The organism is Kitasatospora sp. NPDC036934, from assembly GCF_055608425.1.
The window spans coordinates 51,189-66,785 of the sequence record NZ_JBVJQR010000034.1; the positions used below are offsets into that span (position 1 = coordinate 51,189).

The window sequence follows — 15,597 nt, forward strand, 5'->3', positions numbered from 1 at the left end:
ATGAGCGGCGAGGAGACGGCCGCCCGGCGCTGTGTGGCGGCCGTTCCGTGCTGGGTGAGCCTGATGGCCGGGGATCTGGAGGGCGCCAAGGGGTTCTACGGTCCGCTGCTGGGTTGGGAGTTCGAGTCGGCGCCGGAGCGCTTCGGGCCGTACGTGCACGCGGTGGTCGGCGGGGAGGCGGTGGCCGGGCTGGGGGTGGCCGGTCTCGGGGCGGTGCCGGTGGCCTGGACCAGCTACTTCGGGACGGAGAGCGCCGACGCCGTCGCCGACGCGGTGCGGGAGCGCGGTGCGACCCTGGCGGTCGGCCCGCTGGCCTTCGACGCCGGGCGGGTGGCCTTCGCGGCGGACCCGGCCGGGGCGGTGTTCGGCATCTGGGAGGGCCCGCTGGGCCGCGCCCGGAAGCTGGATCTGCCGGGCGCCCCGGTCTGGATCGAGCTGCGCACCCCGGACCCGTTCGCGGCGGCGCTGTTCTACGGCGAGGTGTTCCGCTGGGACGACCGGGACCCGGGGCACTTCGAGGTCCGCTGGGAGCACGACCGGGTGGTGCTGCGCGCCGAGGGCCACAGCGTCGCGGCGCTGGCCAAGGAGCAGTCGAGCGGCCCGGCGGGCATGCCGCCGCACTGGGAGGTGTCCTTCGCCGTCCCGGACACCGACCGGGCGCTGGCCCTGGCCGTGGAGCTGGGCGGCTCGGCGGTCGGGCCGGCCTTCGACACCCCGTACGGCCGGGTGGCCCGGCTGCGGGACCGCGAGGGCGCCCGGTTCGCGGTGATCAGCCCGAAGGGCTGATCGGGGCCGAGCCGGCGGGTCGGTCCGCCCGGGGGGCACTCCCTGCGGCGGGTCGTTCCGTGCGGCGGGTCAGGTCGGCCCGGCGGACCGTTCCGCGTGGCCGATTTCGGCCCGTTCCGCCCGTAGCCGGTCGCCCATGGCCGCGCGGTCCGCCGCCGGCAGGGCCTTGCGGGCGGCGGGGAAGAGCACCTCCTCCTCGTCGGTCAGGTGCCGTCGGAGGGTGCCGGCGAGGCCGCTGAGCAGGGTGCCGAAGGCGGGGTCGGCCGGGCCGAGTCCTTGTAGGTCGGCGAGGTGCTGCCCGATCGCCAGGTGGTCGTGGATGCTGCGGAACACCAGCGCCCCGCCCTCGGGCACGTCGTGCTGGACGAGCGGGAAGAGGTGCTCCTCCTCGGCAGCGCAGTGGGTGAACAGCAGGTCGGTCAGCTTGGTCACCAGCTCGCCGCGCTCGGCCGAGCCGGCCGGGGCCGCCTGGGTCCGGTCGAGCAGCTCGGTGATGGCCTTGTGGTCGGCGGTGAACTCCCCGAGGATGTCCGGCCTGCGGTTCATGGCGCGCCCGCCTCTCGTCCGGGATCAGGACTGGCCCCCGTACTGTCCAGTATCCGGCGCTGCCGGGCGGAACCCCCGGTCCGGGCCCCTGTCCGGGCCTGTCCGGGCCGGTCCCGTTCGGTTCAGCCCCCGTCGCGGCGCCCGGTGAGGGCCAGCAGCCGGGTCTGCGGGCTCGCGTCCTCGGGGACCGGCAGCGGTGGGTCGAAGAGGCCGCTGCCGGAGAGGTCGCCGTAGTCGCCGAACTGGCCGAGGGCGAAGTCCACCAGTGCGGCCGGGAGTCGGGTGCGGGCCCCGATGCCCTGGGCGAGGTCCCAGGTGTGGACGACCAGGTCGGTGGTGAGCTGGTCCAGGTAGTACTGCCCGGAGACGTCCCCGAAGGACAGGTGGACGGTGAGCTCGGTGGCGCCGGGCACCTCCCAGGCCTGTCGGGCGGCTTCCGCGGCGGAGGTCCAGGCGGCGACCGGGTCCTCGCCGAGCACGTCGCCGTCGAAGCGGCCACCGACCTCGGTGAGGGTGGCGCCCATCAGTAGCTCGGGGATCCAGAGCTGCTCGCCGGTGAGGTGGTTGACAAGGTCGCGGACCGACCAGTCGGCGCACGGGGTGGGGGCGTCCCACCGGTCGGGCGGGACCAGCCGGACCCGCTCGTCGAAGGCGGCGAGTGCCTCGGGATAGGGCGTACCGGGCCGGGCGGCCCGCTGGTGTTGCCTGCGTTGAGCCATGTCTCCACCCTGCCCCGGTCCCGGTGGGGCGCGCGAGTCGTTCACCAGGCGCAGGTTGTTCAAATTCGAACTTCACGATACGGTCAGGTGAGCGGCCGGTTCAAATTTCAACAACAGGCACGGGACGCCACAGCCTGCCCGGCCGCACCACCATCCACAGCCCTACGACCGACCCCGATCGATGGAGACGCGCATGCCGAGCAGCAGCCCGAGCACGACCGCCGCCACCAGCCCCACCGCCCGCCCCGCCCGGGACGGCTCCGGGTCCGCGACCACCTCTCCGCACGCCTATGACGCCGGACTCCTGCTCCTGCGCCTGGTGCTCGGCCTGACCATGGCCGCGCACGGCAGTCAGAAGCTGTTCGGCTGGTTCGGGGGTGGCGGGATCGACGGCACAGGTCAGTTCTTCACCATGAGCGGCTACCCGGCCGGCAACACCATGGCCGTGGTCGCCGGCCTGACCGAGACCCTGGGCGGACTGGGCCTCGCCGCCGGCCTGTTGACCCCGCTGGCGGGCGCCGCGATCGTCGGCACGATGGTCAACGCGATCGCCGTCACCTGGGGAGGCGGCTTCTTCGCCCCGAAGGGCAACGAGTACGTGCTGCTGCTGACCGCGGGCGCCGCCGCCCTCGCGCTCACCGGCCCGGGCCGCTATGCGGCGGACCGCTTCCTGCCGGTGCTCAAGGCGCACCGGCTGGCGTACGGCGCGGCCGCCGTGCTGGTGGGACTGGCGATGGCCGGGGTGATCCTGCTGCTGCGCAAGTAGCCGACGCCGCCGCGCGAGCGGCTCGACGCACTTGTTCGGAGGCCGTGGTGACGACTCGTCAGCACGGCCTCCGGGCGTTTCCGTGCGAACCGCGCCCGGCTGCCTGCCCGGCTGTGCGCTCGGCTGCGTGCCCGGCTATGCGCCGATCCGCACCAGTGCCAGGGTGATGTTGTCCGGCCCGCCCGCCTCGACCGCCGCCTTCCACAGCTCGAAGGCGGCCTTCCCGTCGGCCCGGTCGGAGGTCTCGTCCGGACGGGCGAGCAGTCCGGCCAGTTCCTCCTCGGGCACCGGATCGGTCAGGCCGTCGCTGCACACCAGGTAGCGGTCGCCGGGCGCGAGCGGCGCGACCCGTACGTGCGGCTCGACGAAGGTGAGCCCGAGCGAGCCGCCCAGGGTCTGAGTGACCACCGAGGTGGTGCGCCGGCCGGGCGGGAGCGGCGGACTGTCGTCCACGCTCACCCGGTGCAGCCCGTCCCCGGTGACCCGGTAGACCCGGCTGTCGCCGACGTTGAAGACCACCACCTGCTCGGGCAGCAGCACCAGCCCGGCGATGGTGGTGCCCATGGCGGCGAGTTCCGGCTCCCCGGCGGTGGCCGCGTAGACCGCCCGGTTGCACTCCTGCAGCTCCTCCCGGACGGTCTCCTCGTCGTTCAGGGCGGCTCCGCTGGCGGCCAGCCGGCGGGCGACCAGCGCACTGGCCACCTCGCCGCCGGGGTGGCCGCCGAGGCCGTCGGCGACCGCGACGACGCAGGGCGGGCCGAGCGGGAAGAGCAGGGTCTGCGGGTTGGTGGTCACGGTCGCGCAGAGCGTCCACGGGCCGACCGTGAGGCTGTCCTCGTTGTGCTCCCGCACCAGGCCCTCGTGGCTCAGCGCGCTCACCGCGATGTACGGCGCCATCGTCGGCCGCCTTTCCGGGGGGCCCGCTCCCGTGGTCGGTCGCCGCCGCCCCGCCTTCCATTGTCGGCGGGAACAAGGATCCGCACCCGGGTGCTAGGGTGGTTGAAAGTTGGACTACCTGGGACCTCCTGGAGTGTGGTGAACAGCATGCAGTTCGGAATCTTCAGCGTCGGCGACGTCACCCCCGACCCGACCACCGGCCGCACCCCGACCGAGCACGAGCGGATCAAGGCGATGGTGGCCATCGCCCGCAAGGCCGAGGAGGTCGGCCTGGACGTCTTCGCGACCGGCGAGCACCACAACCCGCCGTTCGTGCCGTCCTCGCCGACGACCATGCTCGGCTACATCGCCGCGCAGACGGACCGGATCATCCTCTCCACCTCGACCACGCTGATCACCACCAACGACCCGGTGAAGATCGCCGAGGACTTCGCGATGCTCCAGCACCTCGCCGACGGCCGGGTGGACCTCATGATGGGCCGCGGCAACACCGGCCCGGTCTACCCGTGGTTCGGCAAGGACATCCGCCAGGGCATCCCGCTCGCGATCGAGAACTACGCGCTGCTGCACCAGCTGTGGCGCGAGGACGTGGTCGACTGGCAGGGCCGCTTCCGCACCCCGCTGCAGGGCTTCACCGCCACCCCGCGCCCGCTGGACGGCGTCCCGCCGTTCGTCTGGCACGGCTCGATCCGCAGCCCCGAGATCGCCGAACAGGCCGCCTACTACGGGGACGGCTTCTTCGCGAACAACATCTTCTGGCCCAAGGAGCACTTCCAGAAGCTGGTCGACCTGTACCGCGAGCGCTACGCCCACTACGGCCACGGCACTCCCGAGCAGGCCGTCGTCGGCCTCGGCGGGCAGGTGTTCATGCGCAGGAACTCCCAGGACGCGGTGCGCGAGTTCCGTCCGTACTTCGACAACGCGCCGGTGTACGGGCACGGGCCCTCGCTGGAGGAGTTCACCGAGCAGACCCCGCTGACCGTGGGCAGCCCGCAGGAGGTCATCGAGAAGACCCTGACCTTCCGCGAGACCTTCGGCGACTACCAGCGCCAGCTGTTCCTGATGGACCACGCCGGCCTGCCGCTGACGACGGTGCTGGAGCAACTGGACCTGCTCGGCGAGGAGGTCGTGCCGGTGCTGCGCGCCGAGTTCGCCAAGGGCCGCCCGGCCGAGGTGCCGGACGGGCCGACCCACGCGGCGCTGGTCGCGGCCCGGGATGCCCAGGGCTCCCAGGACGTCAGTGGCGCTCAGGACGCCCATGAGAAGGAGGAGGTCTCCCGGTGACCGTGTTCAAGCTGGCTGTGGTGAGTGCCGGGCTGAGCAAGCCGTCCTCCACCCGTCTGCTGGCCGACCGGCTCGCCGAGTCGACCGTGCGCCGGCTCGCGGGGGAGGGGCGGGAGGCCGAGGTCACGGTGATCGAACTGCGCGACCTCGCGGTGGACATCGCCAACAACTTCGTCACCGGCTTCCCGGCCGCAGCGCTGCGCGACGCGATCGGGACGGTGACGGAGGCGGACGCGGTGATCGCGGTGACGCCGATCTTCACCGCCTCCTACAGCGGCCTGTTCAAGTCCTTCTTCGACCTGATCGACCACGACGCGCTCACGGGCAAGCCGGTGCTGATAGCCGCCACCGGCGGCACGCCCCGGCACTCGCTCGCCCTGGAGCACGCCGTACGGCCGCTGTTCAGCTACCTGCGTGCGGTGGTGCTGCCGACCGCCGTGTACGCGGCCACCGACGACTGGGGCACGACCGGGGACGCCCTCACCGACGGCCTGCCGGGCCGGATCGACCGTGCGGCGGGCGAACTGGCGGCCCTGCTGGCCGGGCGCGCTCCGGCGGCGGTGGCGGCCGCGCCGGAGCAGGTGGTCCCGTTCGCCGAGCAGTTGGCGGCGCTGCGGGTCTAGGACCTCCCGCTCTGGGGGCGAGGCGGTTCATTCCAACGGCCCCGTCGGACCGCCCTCCGACGGGGCCTCTCGGATGTGTGTCGGCCGCGCCGATTTGTCTGCTATGCGATGTAATCATTGGCATGATCAGATTGGTTCCGGTTCGTCGTGCCCTGTGCACGCGCTCTCGAAGGCGGCAGCCGTGAGTACGCCGCCCGAACCGCAAGCCGTCCTCTCCCCGCTGACCGGCGCGGCGATCTTCCTCGTCCTCACCGTCGAGCCCGGCCGCGAGGACGCCGTCCGCGACCTCCTGCCCGACCTCGCCGGACTGCGCCGGGCCGTCGGCTTCCGAGCCCCCGAGGGCGGCCTCACCTGCGTCACCGGCATCGGCTCCGAACTCTGGGACCGCCTCTTCGACGGCCCGCGGCCCGCCGCCCTGCACCCCTTCCGGGAACTGGCCGGTACCCGCCACCGTGCCCCGGCCACCCCCGGCGACCTGCTGCTCCACCTGCGGGCCGAGCGGATGGACCTCTGCTTCGAACTCGCCGGCCAACTCACCACCCGCCTCGCCGGGGCCGCCACCGTGGTCGACTCCGTCCAGGGCTTCCGGTACTTCGACGACCGGGACCTCCTCGGCTTCGTCGACGGCACCGAGAACCCCGAGGGCCGAGCGGCCGAGACCGCCGCCGTGGTGGGGCCGGAGGACCCGGACTTCGCCGGCGGCAGCTACGTCATCGTCCAGAAGTACCTGCACGACCTGGACAAGTGGAACGCGCTGAGCACCGAGCAGCAGGAGGGGGCGGTCGGCCGCACCAAGCTCACCGACATCGAGCTGGACGACGACGCCAAACCGGCCGACTCGCACGTTGCACTCACCGTGATCACCGGCCCCGACGGCGAGGAGCGGAAGATCGTCCGCTTCAACATGGCCTTCGGCTCCTTCGAGCGGGGCGGCGAGTTCGGCACCTACTTCATCGGCTACGCCCGCGACCCCGAGGTGACCGAGGAGATGCTGCGCAACATGTTCATCGGCCGGCCGTCCGGCACCACCGACCGGCTCCTCGACTTCTCCACCGCCGTCACCGGCTCGCTGTTCTTCGTCCCGACCGCCGACCTCCTGGACTCCCCGCCGCCCGCCGCCGTGGTGGCCGCCGCCCCGGCCGCCGCCGACGACCGGGTCCGTCCGGACGGCTCGCTCGGTATCGGCAGCCTCAAGCCGACCTCCTGAACAGGACCAGCGCCATGAACAACCTGCACCGCGAGCTCGCCCCCGTCTCCACCGCCGCCTGGGAGGAGATCGAGGAGGAGGCCCGGCAGACCTTCAAGCTGCACATCGCCGGCCGCAGGGTCGTCGACCTCAACGGCCCCGGCGGCTCCACCCTCGCCGCCGTCGGCACCGGGCACCTCACCGGCATCGAACCACCCCTCGACGGCGTCCAGGCCCACGCCCGCGCCGCCCGCCCGGTGGTCGAGCTGCGCGTCCCGTTCACCGTCAGCCGGGCGGCCGTCGACGATGTCGAACGCGGCTCCCGGGACTCCGACTGGCAGCCCGTCAAGGAGGCGGCCCGCACCCTCGCCCGCGCCGAGGACCGCGCCGTCTTCGAGGGCTACCGGGCTGCCGAGATCGAGGGCATCCGCGCCGCCTCCAGCAACCCGCCGGTCCAACTCCCGGGCGACGTGAGGGAGTCCCCCGAGGCGGTCAGCCGCGCCCTCACCGCCCTCCGCCTCGCGGGCGTCGGCGGCCCGTACTCACTCCTGCTCGGCGCGGAGGCGTTCACCGCCGTGAACGAACGCAGTGATCACGGGTACCCGATCCACAATCACCTGGCCCGGCTGCTCGACGGGGACATCATCTGGGCCCCCGCGATCGAGGGCGCTTTCCTGCTCTCCACCCGGGGCGGCGACTTCGAGCTCTTCCTCGGGCAGGACGTTTCGGTGGGCTACCTCTCCCACGACGCGGACTCGGTACAGCTGTACCTTCAGGAGTCGTTGACTTTCAGCGTGTACACGGGAGAGGCGGCCGTCGCCCTAGGTGCTTAACACCAGATGGGGATATCCCAGAAGGTGGGTTCACGACCTATTGACATTCGCTACTCCTGAGTAACTCGCAGGCCTAAGGGGGCGTCGGCAGATCTGCCGACGCCTGGGGATCTTAGCCGTTTGCAAGTTTTACGCAAAATGCGATTGTCATGCTTGATGGGCGCGAAGCTCGACGAGTGCCATGCGGGCCTGGGTCGCCTCATCGGCGATACCGACGGACTCGGCAAGATTGACGGCTGCGAGCAAATGTTCGATGGCGTTGTCCGCGTTTCCGAGCGCCGCCTCGCACTGGCCGAGCCCCCGCAGGGCGGTCGCTTCTTCCCGGGCCGTGCCGATGGATCGCGCGAGGCCGAGGGCCACGACGTACTGGTCGCGCGCCTCCTCGTGCCGGCCGACGGAGAGGTACGCCGAGCCTAGGCCGTTGATGGCGTCCGCCTCGTAACGGACGCTGCCGACCGATCGGAAGGTCTCCAATGCCGACCGATACAGCGAGAGTGCGCAGTCGAGTTCCGCCGGAATTTCCAGGGTGGCGGCCAGGTTCACGTGGACGACGGACAGGTCGAACTGGGATATGTGGCCGTGCCCGATGTGGAGGATCTGCTCGAATGTGTGGCGCGCCGCCGACGTGTTTCCGGAGATGAGCTGGAGATCTCCGATGTTGTTCAGGATGCGCAGCTCGAAAACCCGGTCGCTGAATTTTCGGGAAATCGGCAAGGCCCTGTTGTAGGCGCCCAGCGCGAGTTCGTAATTCCCCATGGAGCGGTGGACGATGCCGATGTTCGCCAGGCAGCGCGCGACGTTCCACTGGTCATCGATCTCCTGTCGAATGCCCAGTGCTTCCTCCTGGATCGCCAGCGATTCCTGGAGACGGCTCTGGTTCCAGCGCACCTGTCCCAGCAGGCTGAGTGCGTTCGCGGTCGCATCAGGATCGTCGTGGCGGCGGGCGAGGGCCAGCCCGCGTTCCAGTGCCTCGGCGGCGGACTCGTAGCGGGAGGCGTTGGCCAGGGTCGCTCCCAGGTCGATCAGTGCCCTTGCCTCCTGCCGATCGTTCGCCTCCGACCGCCAGTGGGCCGCTGCGGCCCGGTGCATCTCCTGCGCCTCGCTCCAGTACGCCTCGGCGTCCAGGTGGCCGGCCAGGACGTGGGCGAGCCAGGCTCCGGTCTCGGCGCGCCCGGTCCGGTGGGCCTGGGCGGTCAGGGCGATCAGGGCCGTGTGCTCCGACTCCAGCCAGGTCCGGGCCGATGCGGGAGAATTGATCTCGATATCTCCCAACCAATCGTCCAGGTCATCGAATTCGTGGTCCGCCGGAAGCCCGGTTCTGGATCTGCGGGGATAGAGCAGGCGATCCGCCTGGTCAGCCGCGTGCAGCGCGAAGCGGAGCAAGCGGTCCACTGCCGATTCCCACTGCTCCTCCTCCACGCCCAACGCAACCGCGAACTCCCTCAGGAGGTCGTGTAGTTGGAATCTCTCGGGCGAGATTTCGACGATCAGATGGCAGTTCAGGAGGGCCTCAAGAACCTCATCGGTCTCATCGATCGTCCGTCCGAGCAGCGCCGCCGCCGCGTGGACTCCGAAATCCGGTCCCGGGTACAGCCCGAGCAAGCGGAATGCGGATCGCTGGCCCGCCGGAAGGTACTGGTAGGAGACCTCGAAGGCGCGCGCGATGCTGGCGGTGCCGCTGCGGATCTCGGCGAGGCGGGCCTTGCGGGAGAGGCGGCGGGCGAGGTGGTCGAGGGTCCAGGAGGGGCGGGCCTTGAGGCGGCTGGCGGCGAGTTCGATGGCGAGGGGGAGGAGCCCGCAGCGGTTCACGATCTCGACCACGCGGTCCCGGTCGGCGGAGCGCTCGGGGCCGACCACGTTGGTGAAGAGGGTGACGGCGTCGTCGACCGGCAGGACGTCCAGGAACACCGGCCGGGAACCGGGGAGTTCGGCGAGCCGCTGGCGACTGGTGACGATGATCAGGGCGGACGGCGCGGGCGGCAGCAGCGGGCGGATCTGGGCGGCGTTGGCGGCGTCGTCGAGGACGAGGACGGCCCGGCGGGTGGAGAGGGCCTCGGTGCAGAGGGTGAAGACCTCGTCGGCGTCGAGCGGGATGGTGGTGGCGGGCACGCCGAGGCGTCTCAGCAGCAGGGCGCCGGCGGCCTCGGGGGTGAGCGGCGGCTGGTTGCCGACGTGGGCGCGCAGGTTGAGGTAGACGTACCCGTCGGGGAAGTGCGCGCGCATCAGGTCGGCGGCGTGCAGGGCGAGTGTGGTCTTGCCGACCCCGGGCATGCCGAGGATCGCCGAGACGGTGACGACCCCGCCCTGGCCGGCTCCGGCGCCGGGCAGGACACGTCGGAGGTCGTCCCGGCGTCCGATCAACCGGTGTCGTCCGGGCGCTTCCACCGGACCGGGGCCGGGAGCGGGGCCGGGAGCGGGAGCGGCGGCGGCAACCGCGGCGGCCGGAGGGCCGGCGGACACCCGCGCCCGCGCTCCCGGCAGCGGCTCGCCGTTGAGCATGAGCCGGTGCAGCCGGGTGAGCGCCTCGCCGGGTTCGGTGGCGAGGTGGGCGCGGAGCAGCCGGACGACGGCGGGGTAGACGGCCAGGGCGTCGGCCTGGCGGCCGGCTGCGTGGAGTGCGGTCATCAGGAGGGCGGCGAGACGTTCGTCGGTGGGGCGGTTCTCGCGCAGGGCGGTGAGTTCGGGGATCAGTTCGTGGTGGCGGCCGATCCGCAGGTCGATCTCGATCCGTTGGAGGGTGGTGGTGAAGCGTTGGTCGGCCATGGTGGCGCGGGTGTTGCGGGCCCAGGTGCCGGGCAGGCCTGCCAGGGGTTCGCCGCCCCAGAGTTCCTCGGCGCGGCTGAGGACGGTTCTGGCCTGGTGGTCCTGTCCGTTCTCGGCGAGAAGTCCGGCTTGCTGGGAGAGGTCCAGATATCGGTGCCAGTCGATGAGTTGGGAGTCGGCCCGGAGGGTGTACGTGTGCGATCGGGTGTCGATCGTCGGGGCTTCCCTGGAGTTCTCCGTTCCGGTGGCCAGGGCGGCGCGTCTGAGTAGTGCCCGGAGGTGGGAAACGTGGCTGTACAGGCTGGTCAGAGCGCTGGGCGGTGGTTCCTCGTCCCACAGTCGGTACGCGAGCGAGGTGTGGGAGAGCGGCCTTCCGGCCTCCAGGGCCAGTGAAGCCAGCAGTTGGCGCCGTTTGTCGGAGTGGAGTGCCAATGGCTCTCCGTTCACCGACAGTTCAACTGATCCCAGGAGATGGAACTTCATGTGACGCCCCCCGCCGGTTGGCTACCAGCTTGCCGTGTCGCGGGTGAGCATGGCATGCGTTCGGGGTGATCGGCTATACCACGATGGGGTTCGGGGGATGGTCCTTTGGGAATGTTCTCGACTTGACGACATGTCATCTGCTAAATGCACGCGGTTAATTCGTCGAAGGCGGGGGGAGCCAGTGACAGGATCGGCCGTGGTCGGTGGTGGCCGGTGACGGATGCCAACCTGCCCTTCGGAGTCGTGCGCAACTCGCTGACCGGCGGCGGAGGGGTCGGGGGCTCGGTGGTGCAGGCGGGCACGATCAACGGCGGGGTGCACCTGCACGCCTCGCCGCTGCCAAGGCCACGGCAACTCCCGCCCTGTCCAAGGCGGTTGATCGGACGAGAGGACGATCTGGCGGCGCTGGACCGGTCGTTGAGCCCGGACGGCGGCGCGCCGGACGGAACCTTCGTGGTGACCGGCCCGGCCGGGGTGGGGAAGACGGCACTGGCCGCCCAGTGGTTGCGCGGCCTGGCCGGGCGCTTCCCGGACGGTCAGCTGTACGCCGATCTGCGCGGGTACGCGCCGGGTGGGCCGGCCGATCCGGCGGAGGCGTTGGGCGCGTTCCTGCGGGCGTTCGGGATCTCGCCGGTGCCCCGGAGCCTGGCGGAGGGCGCCGCGCTGTGGCGTTCACTGGCGGCCGAGCGGCGGATCGCCGTCCTGCTGGACAACGCCTCGACGGCGGCCCAGGTCCGCCCGCTGCTGCCGGGCTCGGACGGCACGGTGGTCGTGGTGACGAGTCGGCGAAGGCTCACCGGTCTGGGGATAGACGGTGCGGTGTTCCGCGCGCTGGAGCCGCTCGCGCCGGAGGCGTCGACCGAGATCCTCGCCGAGCGGGTCGGCGAGCACCGGGTGGCCGACGAGAGCGTCGCCGCGGCCGAGGTGGTGGACGCCTGCGCCGGGCTGCCGCTGGCGATCTGCCTGGCCGCGGCGCGGATCGCGGCACGCCCGGCCCAGCCGCTGGCGGCGGCAGCCGAGCTGCTCGGGCGCGGAAGCGACCGGTTGGCCGCGCTGAACGCGGGGGGCGAGACGGTGCGGGACCTGCTGGACGCCTCCTACGGTGTGCTGGAGCCGGAGGCCGCCCGGCTGTACGGACTGCTGGGCCTGCTGCCGTTCGCCGAGTTCACGCTGGAGAACGCCGCCGTCCTGGCGGACACCGACCCGGCCGGGGCCGACCGGTTGCTGGACGGTCTGATCGACGTGCACCTGTTGGAGGAGAGGGGCCCGGAGCGGTTCCGCTTCCACGACCTGGTCCGGCTGCACGCCCGGGCCCGCGGGGCGGAGGCCCGGGACGCCGACCCGACCCGGACCGCCCTGGACCGGATCGTCGACTGGTACCTGGCTTCCACCACGGCCGCCGAGGCGGTCGTCTCGCCGAGCCACCGTACGCTCGCCCGCGACTACCTCACCCGATCCACCCACCCGGCACGGGAGTTCGCGGACGGCGTGCGCGCCCTGGAGTGGCTGGACGAGGAGCGCGACCGGCTGGCCGAGCTCCTGCGCTGGTGCGAGGAGCTGGACCGCCCCGCTGCCGCCTGGCAACTCGCCGACGCCATGTGGCCGTTGTTCCTGCGGCTGCGCCCGGCCCGGCTGTGGGTGGAGGCCCACCGGATCGGTCTGCGGGCGGCCCGGTCGGCCGGGGACCGGGCCGGCGAACTGCGGATGCTGACCTCCGGCGGGAACGGCCTGCGGAACGCGGGCGACGGGGAGGAGGCGGCCCGGTGGTTCGCCGACGCGCTGGCTCTGGCCCGGGCGACGAACCAGCCGCTGGCCCAGGCGGACGCGCTGTACGGGCTGAGCCAGACCCACCGGATGGCCGGCCGTCTGGACGAGGCCGCCGAGTGCCTGCACCGGGTGGTGGAGCTGCGGGAGGCGGAGGACTACCTGCGCGGTTCGGCGCTGGCCCGGCTGGCGTACGGCGAGGTGCTGCTGCTGGCGGGCCGGGCGGCCGAGGCGGTGGGGCCGATCGAGCGGGCGGGCCGGGAGCTGTCCTCGATCGGGGAGGACTACGAGGCGGCCCGCGCGACGGCCTTCCTGGGCCTGGCGCACGGCCTGCTGGGCGCGTACGAGCTCGCCGAGGTCCGGTTGGCGGAGGCTCTCGCGGGTTTCCGGGCCGGGCTGTCGGCGCACTGGGAGGCGCGGACGCTGGAGTTCGCGGGGCAGGTCGAGGAGCGGCGTGGCCGCCCGGAGGCGGCGCGTGCCCGGTTCGAGGAGTCCCTGGCCCGCTACCGGGAGGTGGGTGCCACGGCCGAGGCAGCCCGGCTGGCGGACCGCCTCGCCGCGTACGCCGTCGACTCTGCCGTCACCCCCCGTCTCGACGCGCCGGAGTCCTGAGCCGGGCCGCCACCGGCTCGGGGGAGGGATGCCCGAGGACGTCGATCCGGGTGAGCTCGGTCAGCCGTCGCCCGGCCGCGAGCCATGCGTGCGCCAGCGAGCCGAGCGTCAGCGATCGGACCGCACCGCCGGCCGGTCCGCCGACTGGACCGCCGACTGGACCGGGGGCGGGCAGGACGAGCCGCGCCCCCGTCCGGGCGAGCAACAGCGCCGCTCCCGTCCGGGTCTCGGCGGTGGCCAGCGCACATCCGGGGTGCACCGAGAGCACCTCCGCGAGCCGCACGTGGAGGTCCGCCGTGGGGAGCGGCCCGAGGTGCAGGACGTCGGCCTGCCGCCGTCGGCGGAAGCCCGTCGACGCGGTGAGGTCGGCCGCCAGGTGCTCGTCCTCGAAGCCGGGCCCGGGCCGGTCGTACCCGTCCGGGCCCGGACGGCCGGCGACCAGCAGCCCGTGGCGGACACCGGCCGGGGACACCACCAGCGCCTCGAACACCACGGCCGGGGAGCCGGCCACCGGCGCGAGCCGCACGACCGTGTGCAGGTCGGCGGTCATCCGGCCCGCCGGAAGTCCGGCAGCAGCGGGCCGCCCAGCGGGCCGTCCGGCACGGCGTCCAGCGGAGCCGGCAGCGGCAGCGGCGGCGCCGCCGGGCTGTGCGCGGGCTGGCCGAGTCCGAGCACCCGGTACAGCAGTCGGCGGGCGTTGCGGTCGAAGCGGCCGGGTTCGGAGCTGATCCGGTCGGCGATCGCCGCGTACTCCTCCGGGCGGTACTGCTCGGCGGCGTAGGCGAGCTGGTCGGTGAGAGGGTGCCCGGGGGCGAGCGCGGGCGCGGTCCGGGCGAGCTGGGCGGAGGGCGAGCGGGGGTTGACGTTGCGGTGCGGGTACTCGGCCAGCAGCACGGGCACGCCGGTCATCGCGCCGTACAGGGTGACCGAGCCGTGGTCGCCGATGACGAAGTCGGCGGCGACCAGCAGCGGCCGCCAGTCCGCCTCCGGAGGGAGGACCGACACGGCCCCGCGCCCGGTGGCCGTCGCCCAGGAGCGCACCTGCCAGGGGCTGTGGGCCGCCGCGATGTTCGGGTGGGTCAGCAGCGCGGTGCGGTAGCCCGGCCGGGGCAGTTCGGTGGTCAGCCGGGGAAGGACGGCGTCGAGCCGGGTGAACAGCGAGCCGGCCCCCCAGGTGGAGGAGACCAGGACGAGCTTCTCCTCCGGCCGTAGCCCGAGCGCCGTCCGGTAGTGCTCCCGGTGCGGTAGTGCGGCGGCGATCCGGTCGTAGCAGGGGTCGCCGACCACCTCCGCGATCGGCAGGGCCTCGGGGCAGCTGCGGCCGAGTTCGTCCAGCTCCTCGCGGTGGGCCAGCGCGAACGAGCTCGGGACGAGTCTGCCTTCCCAGCACAGGTAGTCCGGGCCGTACCCGATGGCGGCCCGTTCGCCGTTCGCTCCGCCGCCCCGGGACAGCTTGATGTTGCCCGCCCCGTGCGGGAGCCGCACGACCGGCCCGTGCAACTGCTCCATCCCCTGCGAGCCGGCCGTCAGGACGAGGTCGAACTCGCGCCGGACGGCCTGCTCCCAGGGCAGTACGGTGGCGCCGAGGGCCAGCAGCCCCTCCGCCGCACCCCGGTTGAACATGTGCGGCGCCACCGTGAACTGCACGTGGATCCGCAGGTCGGAGGCGAGCAGCGCGTAGAAGTCCTGCAGCCGCTGGGCGTACACCATGGTCTGGGCGACGACCAGCACCCGCTTGCGGTCCGGCAGGGTCTCCCACGGCCCGTTGTTGCTCCAGGCCGCGCCACCGGGCCTCCCGTCCGCGCGGTGGCCGTTGTGCGTCCCGTCGGTGGTCGTGATGTCCTGTTCCCCGTGCACCAAGGTCATTCCCTTCCCCCTCCTTGATCGCAGGTCGGGGCCGTCGACGAGCCCCGCCACCGATGCTCCCCGGGCCGGCTGGCGGATTCATTGACGAGACCTGGCGTGGGCTTGCGGAAACCTTGTGTCCGCTTGGCGCCCGGACGGCGGGCCGCCGGGCGCCGGGTAGGGTACTGAGTGCCTTTACGAAGGGTACTGAGTGCCGTATTCTTTCGATGGAGCCTCTGACGCCAGTCGAAGAGATCCGACACGGCCTGCCGGTCCAGGTGGCGCTAGCGGCGCGCGAACGGCGGCCGGGTCGGGCTTGGCACTCAGTACCCTCGGCCTGACCTGAGGCCATGGATCCAGTGCATCCGTGCACCCGTGACAGGAGAAACCGCTCATGAGCTTGAGGATCGTCGTCTGTGTGAAGTACGTGCCGGACGCGACGGGTGACCGTCGTTTCGCGGACGACCACACCACTGACCGGGAGGGTGTG

Annotated in this window: 13 protein-coding genes and 1 pseudogene; 8 read left to right on the forward strand and 6 right to left on the reverse strand. The window is 72.5% G+C overall.

The annotated features are described in order from the left end of the window. Complete coding sequence (locus ACZ7BZ_RS33665) at positions 1–786, forward strand: VOC family protein (protein WP_470361664.1); 786 nt, start codon at positions 1–3, stop codon at positions 784–786. A 69-nt stretch (positions 787–855) separates the two neighbouring features. Here ACZ7BZ_RS33665 and ACZ7BZ_RS33670 read toward each other — a convergent pair whose 3' ends face one another. After that, a complete protein-coding gene (locus ACZ7BZ_RS33670; protein ID WP_470361665.1) occupies positions 856–1,332 on the reverse strand; it encodes a hemerythrin domain-containing protein in 477 nt (158 codons plus the stop codon). Between the two features lie 122 nt (positions 1,333–1,454). Continuing rightward, the gene (locus ACZ7BZ_RS33675; protein ID WP_470361666.1) at positions 1,455–2,051 is read right to left on the reverse strand and encodes a TIGR03086 family metal-binding protein; all 597 of its coding nucleotides are present in this window, start codon (positions 2,049–2,051) and stop codon (positions 1,455–1,457) included. 193 nt (positions 2,052–2,244) lie between these two features. Here ACZ7BZ_RS33675 and ACZ7BZ_RS33680 point away from each other — a divergent pair, with 193 nt between their 5' ends. After that, positions 2,245–2,817, forward strand: a complete 573-nt coding sequence (locus ACZ7BZ_RS33680) for a DoxX family protein (protein WP_470361667.1) — start codon at positions 2,245–2,247, stop codon at positions 2,815–2,817. Positions 2,818–2,952: 135 nt separating this feature from the next. Here the strand turns inward: ACZ7BZ_RS33680 and ACZ7BZ_RS33685 are convergent, their stop codons facing one another. Continuing rightward, entirely contained in the window at positions 2,953–3,714 is a 762-nt protein-coding gene (locus ACZ7BZ_RS33685; protein WP_470361668.1) for a PP2C family protein-serine/threonine phosphatase, read from the reverse strand. 147 nt (positions 3,715–3,861) lie between these two features. Between ACZ7BZ_RS33685 and ACZ7BZ_RS33690 the strand changes: the two genes are divergently transcribed. The 4 genes from ACZ7BZ_RS33690 to ACZ7BZ_RS33705 all read left to right on the forward strand — a co-directional run bounded on the left by ACZ7BZ_RS33690 (position 3,862) and on the right by ACZ7BZ_RS33705 (position 7,640). Further along, complete coding sequence (locus ACZ7BZ_RS33690; RefSeq protein ID WP_470361669.1) at positions 3,862–4,998, forward strand: LLM class flavin-dependent oxidoreductase; 1,137 nt, start codon at positions 3,862–3,864, stop codon at positions 4,996–4,998. Beyond that, positions 4,995–5,621, forward strand: coding sequence for an FMN reductase (locus tag ACZ7BZ_RS33695; protein ID WP_470361670.1), 627 nt, complete (start codon positions 4,995–4,997; stop codon positions 5,619–5,621). The genes ACZ7BZ_RS33690 and ACZ7BZ_RS33695 overlap by 4 nt, the downstream gene beginning before the upstream one ends. A 181-nt stretch (positions 5,622–5,802) precedes the next feature. Beyond that, positions 5,803–6,828 (forward strand): Dyp-type peroxidase, encoded by a 1,026-nt coding sequence (locus ACZ7BZ_RS33700; protein WP_470361671.1) that lies wholly within the window; start codon positions 5,803–5,805, stop codon positions 6,826–6,828. 14 nt (positions 6,829–6,842) lie between these two features. Then, positions 6,843–7,640 (forward strand): family 1 encapsulin nanocompartment shell protein, encoded by a 798-nt coding sequence (locus ACZ7BZ_RS33705; protein ID WP_470361672.1) that lies wholly within the window; start codon positions 6,843–6,845, stop codon positions 7,638–7,640. Positions 7,641–7,787: 147 nt separating this feature from the next. Here the strand turns inward: ACZ7BZ_RS33705 and ACZ7BZ_RS33710 are convergent, their stop codons facing one another. Further along, positions 7,788–10,835 (reverse strand): AfsR/SARP family transcriptional regulator, encoded by a 3,048-nt coding sequence (locus ACZ7BZ_RS33710; protein ID WP_470361673.1) that lies wholly within the window; start codon positions 10,833–10,835, stop codon positions 7,788–7,790. A 264-nt stretch (positions 10,836–11,099) separates the two neighbouring features. On the opposite strand from ACZ7BZ_RS33710, the gene ACZ7BZ_RS33715 reads away from it, so the two are divergent. Continuing rightward, positions 11,100–13,262 carry an ATP-binding protein gene (locus ACZ7BZ_RS33715; protein WP_470361674.1) on the forward strand — a complete coding sequence of 721 codons (2,163 nt, stop codon included), beginning with the start codon at positions 11,100–11,102 and terminating at the stop codon, positions 13,260–13,262. Here ACZ7BZ_RS33715 and ACZ7BZ_RS33720 read toward each other — a convergent pair. Both ACZ7BZ_RS33720 and ACZ7BZ_RS33725 read right to left on the reverse strand, forming a co-directional pair. Continuing rightward, positions 13,231–13,812, reverse strand: coding sequence for a hypothetical protein (locus tag ACZ7BZ_RS33720; RefSeq protein WP_470361675.1), 582 nt, complete (start codon positions 13,810–13,812; stop codon positions 13,231–13,233). The two genes, ACZ7BZ_RS33715 and ACZ7BZ_RS33720, sit on opposite strands and share 32 nt — an antisense overlap. Beyond that, on the reverse strand, positions 13,809–15,128 hold the full coding sequence (locus ACZ7BZ_RS33725; RefSeq protein WP_470361676.1) for a hypothetical protein: 1,320 nt from the start codon (positions 15,126–15,128) through the stop codon (positions 13,809–13,811). The genes ACZ7BZ_RS33720 and ACZ7BZ_RS33725 overlap by 4 nt, the downstream gene beginning before the upstream one ends. Before the next feature lie 373 nt (positions 15,129–15,501). On the opposite strand from ACZ7BZ_RS33725, the pseudogene ACZ7BZ_RS33730 reads away from it, so the two are divergent. Continuing rightward, positions 15,502–15,597: pseudogene (locus ACZ7BZ_RS33730) on the forward strand (electron transfer flavoprotein subunit beta); the annotation flags it as partial.

Coding starts and splice junctions, on each gene's coding strand:
- ACZ7BZ_RS33675 (WP_470361666.1), bottom strand. CDS start 2,051: ATGGCTCAACGCAGGCAACACCAGCGGGCCGCCCGGCCCGGTACGCCC.
- ACZ7BZ_RS33680 (WP_470361667.1), top strand. CDS start 2,245: ATGCCGAGCAGCAGCCCGAGCACGACCGCCGCCACCAGCCCCACCGCC.
- ACZ7BZ_RS33670 (WP_470361665.1), bottom strand. CDS start 1,332: ATGAACCGCAGGCCGGACATCCTCGGGGAGTTCACCGCCGACCACAAG.
- ACZ7BZ_RS33690 (WP_470361669.1), top strand. CDS start 3,862: ATGCAGTTCGGAATCTTCAGCGTCGGCGACGTCACCCCCGACCCGACC.
- ACZ7BZ_RS33720 (WP_470361675.1), bottom strand. CDS start 13,812: ATGACCGCCGACCTGCACACGGTCGTGCGGCTCGCGCCGGTGGCCGGC.
- ACZ7BZ_RS33665 (WP_470361664.1), top strand. CDS start 1: ATGAGCGGCGAGGAGACGGCCGCCCGGCGCTGTGTGGCGGCCGTTCCG.
- ACZ7BZ_RS33725 (WP_470361676.1), bottom strand. CDS start 15,128: ATGACCTTGGTGCACGGGGAACAGGACATCACGACCACCGACGGGACG.
- ACZ7BZ_RS33705 (WP_470361672.1), top strand. CDS start 6,843: ATGAACAACCTGCACCGCGAGCTCGCCCCCGTCTCCACCGCCGCCTGG.
- ACZ7BZ_RS33685 (WP_470361668.1), bottom strand. CDS start 3,714: ATGGCGCCGTACATCGCGGTGAGCGCGCTGAGCCACGAGGGCCTGGTG.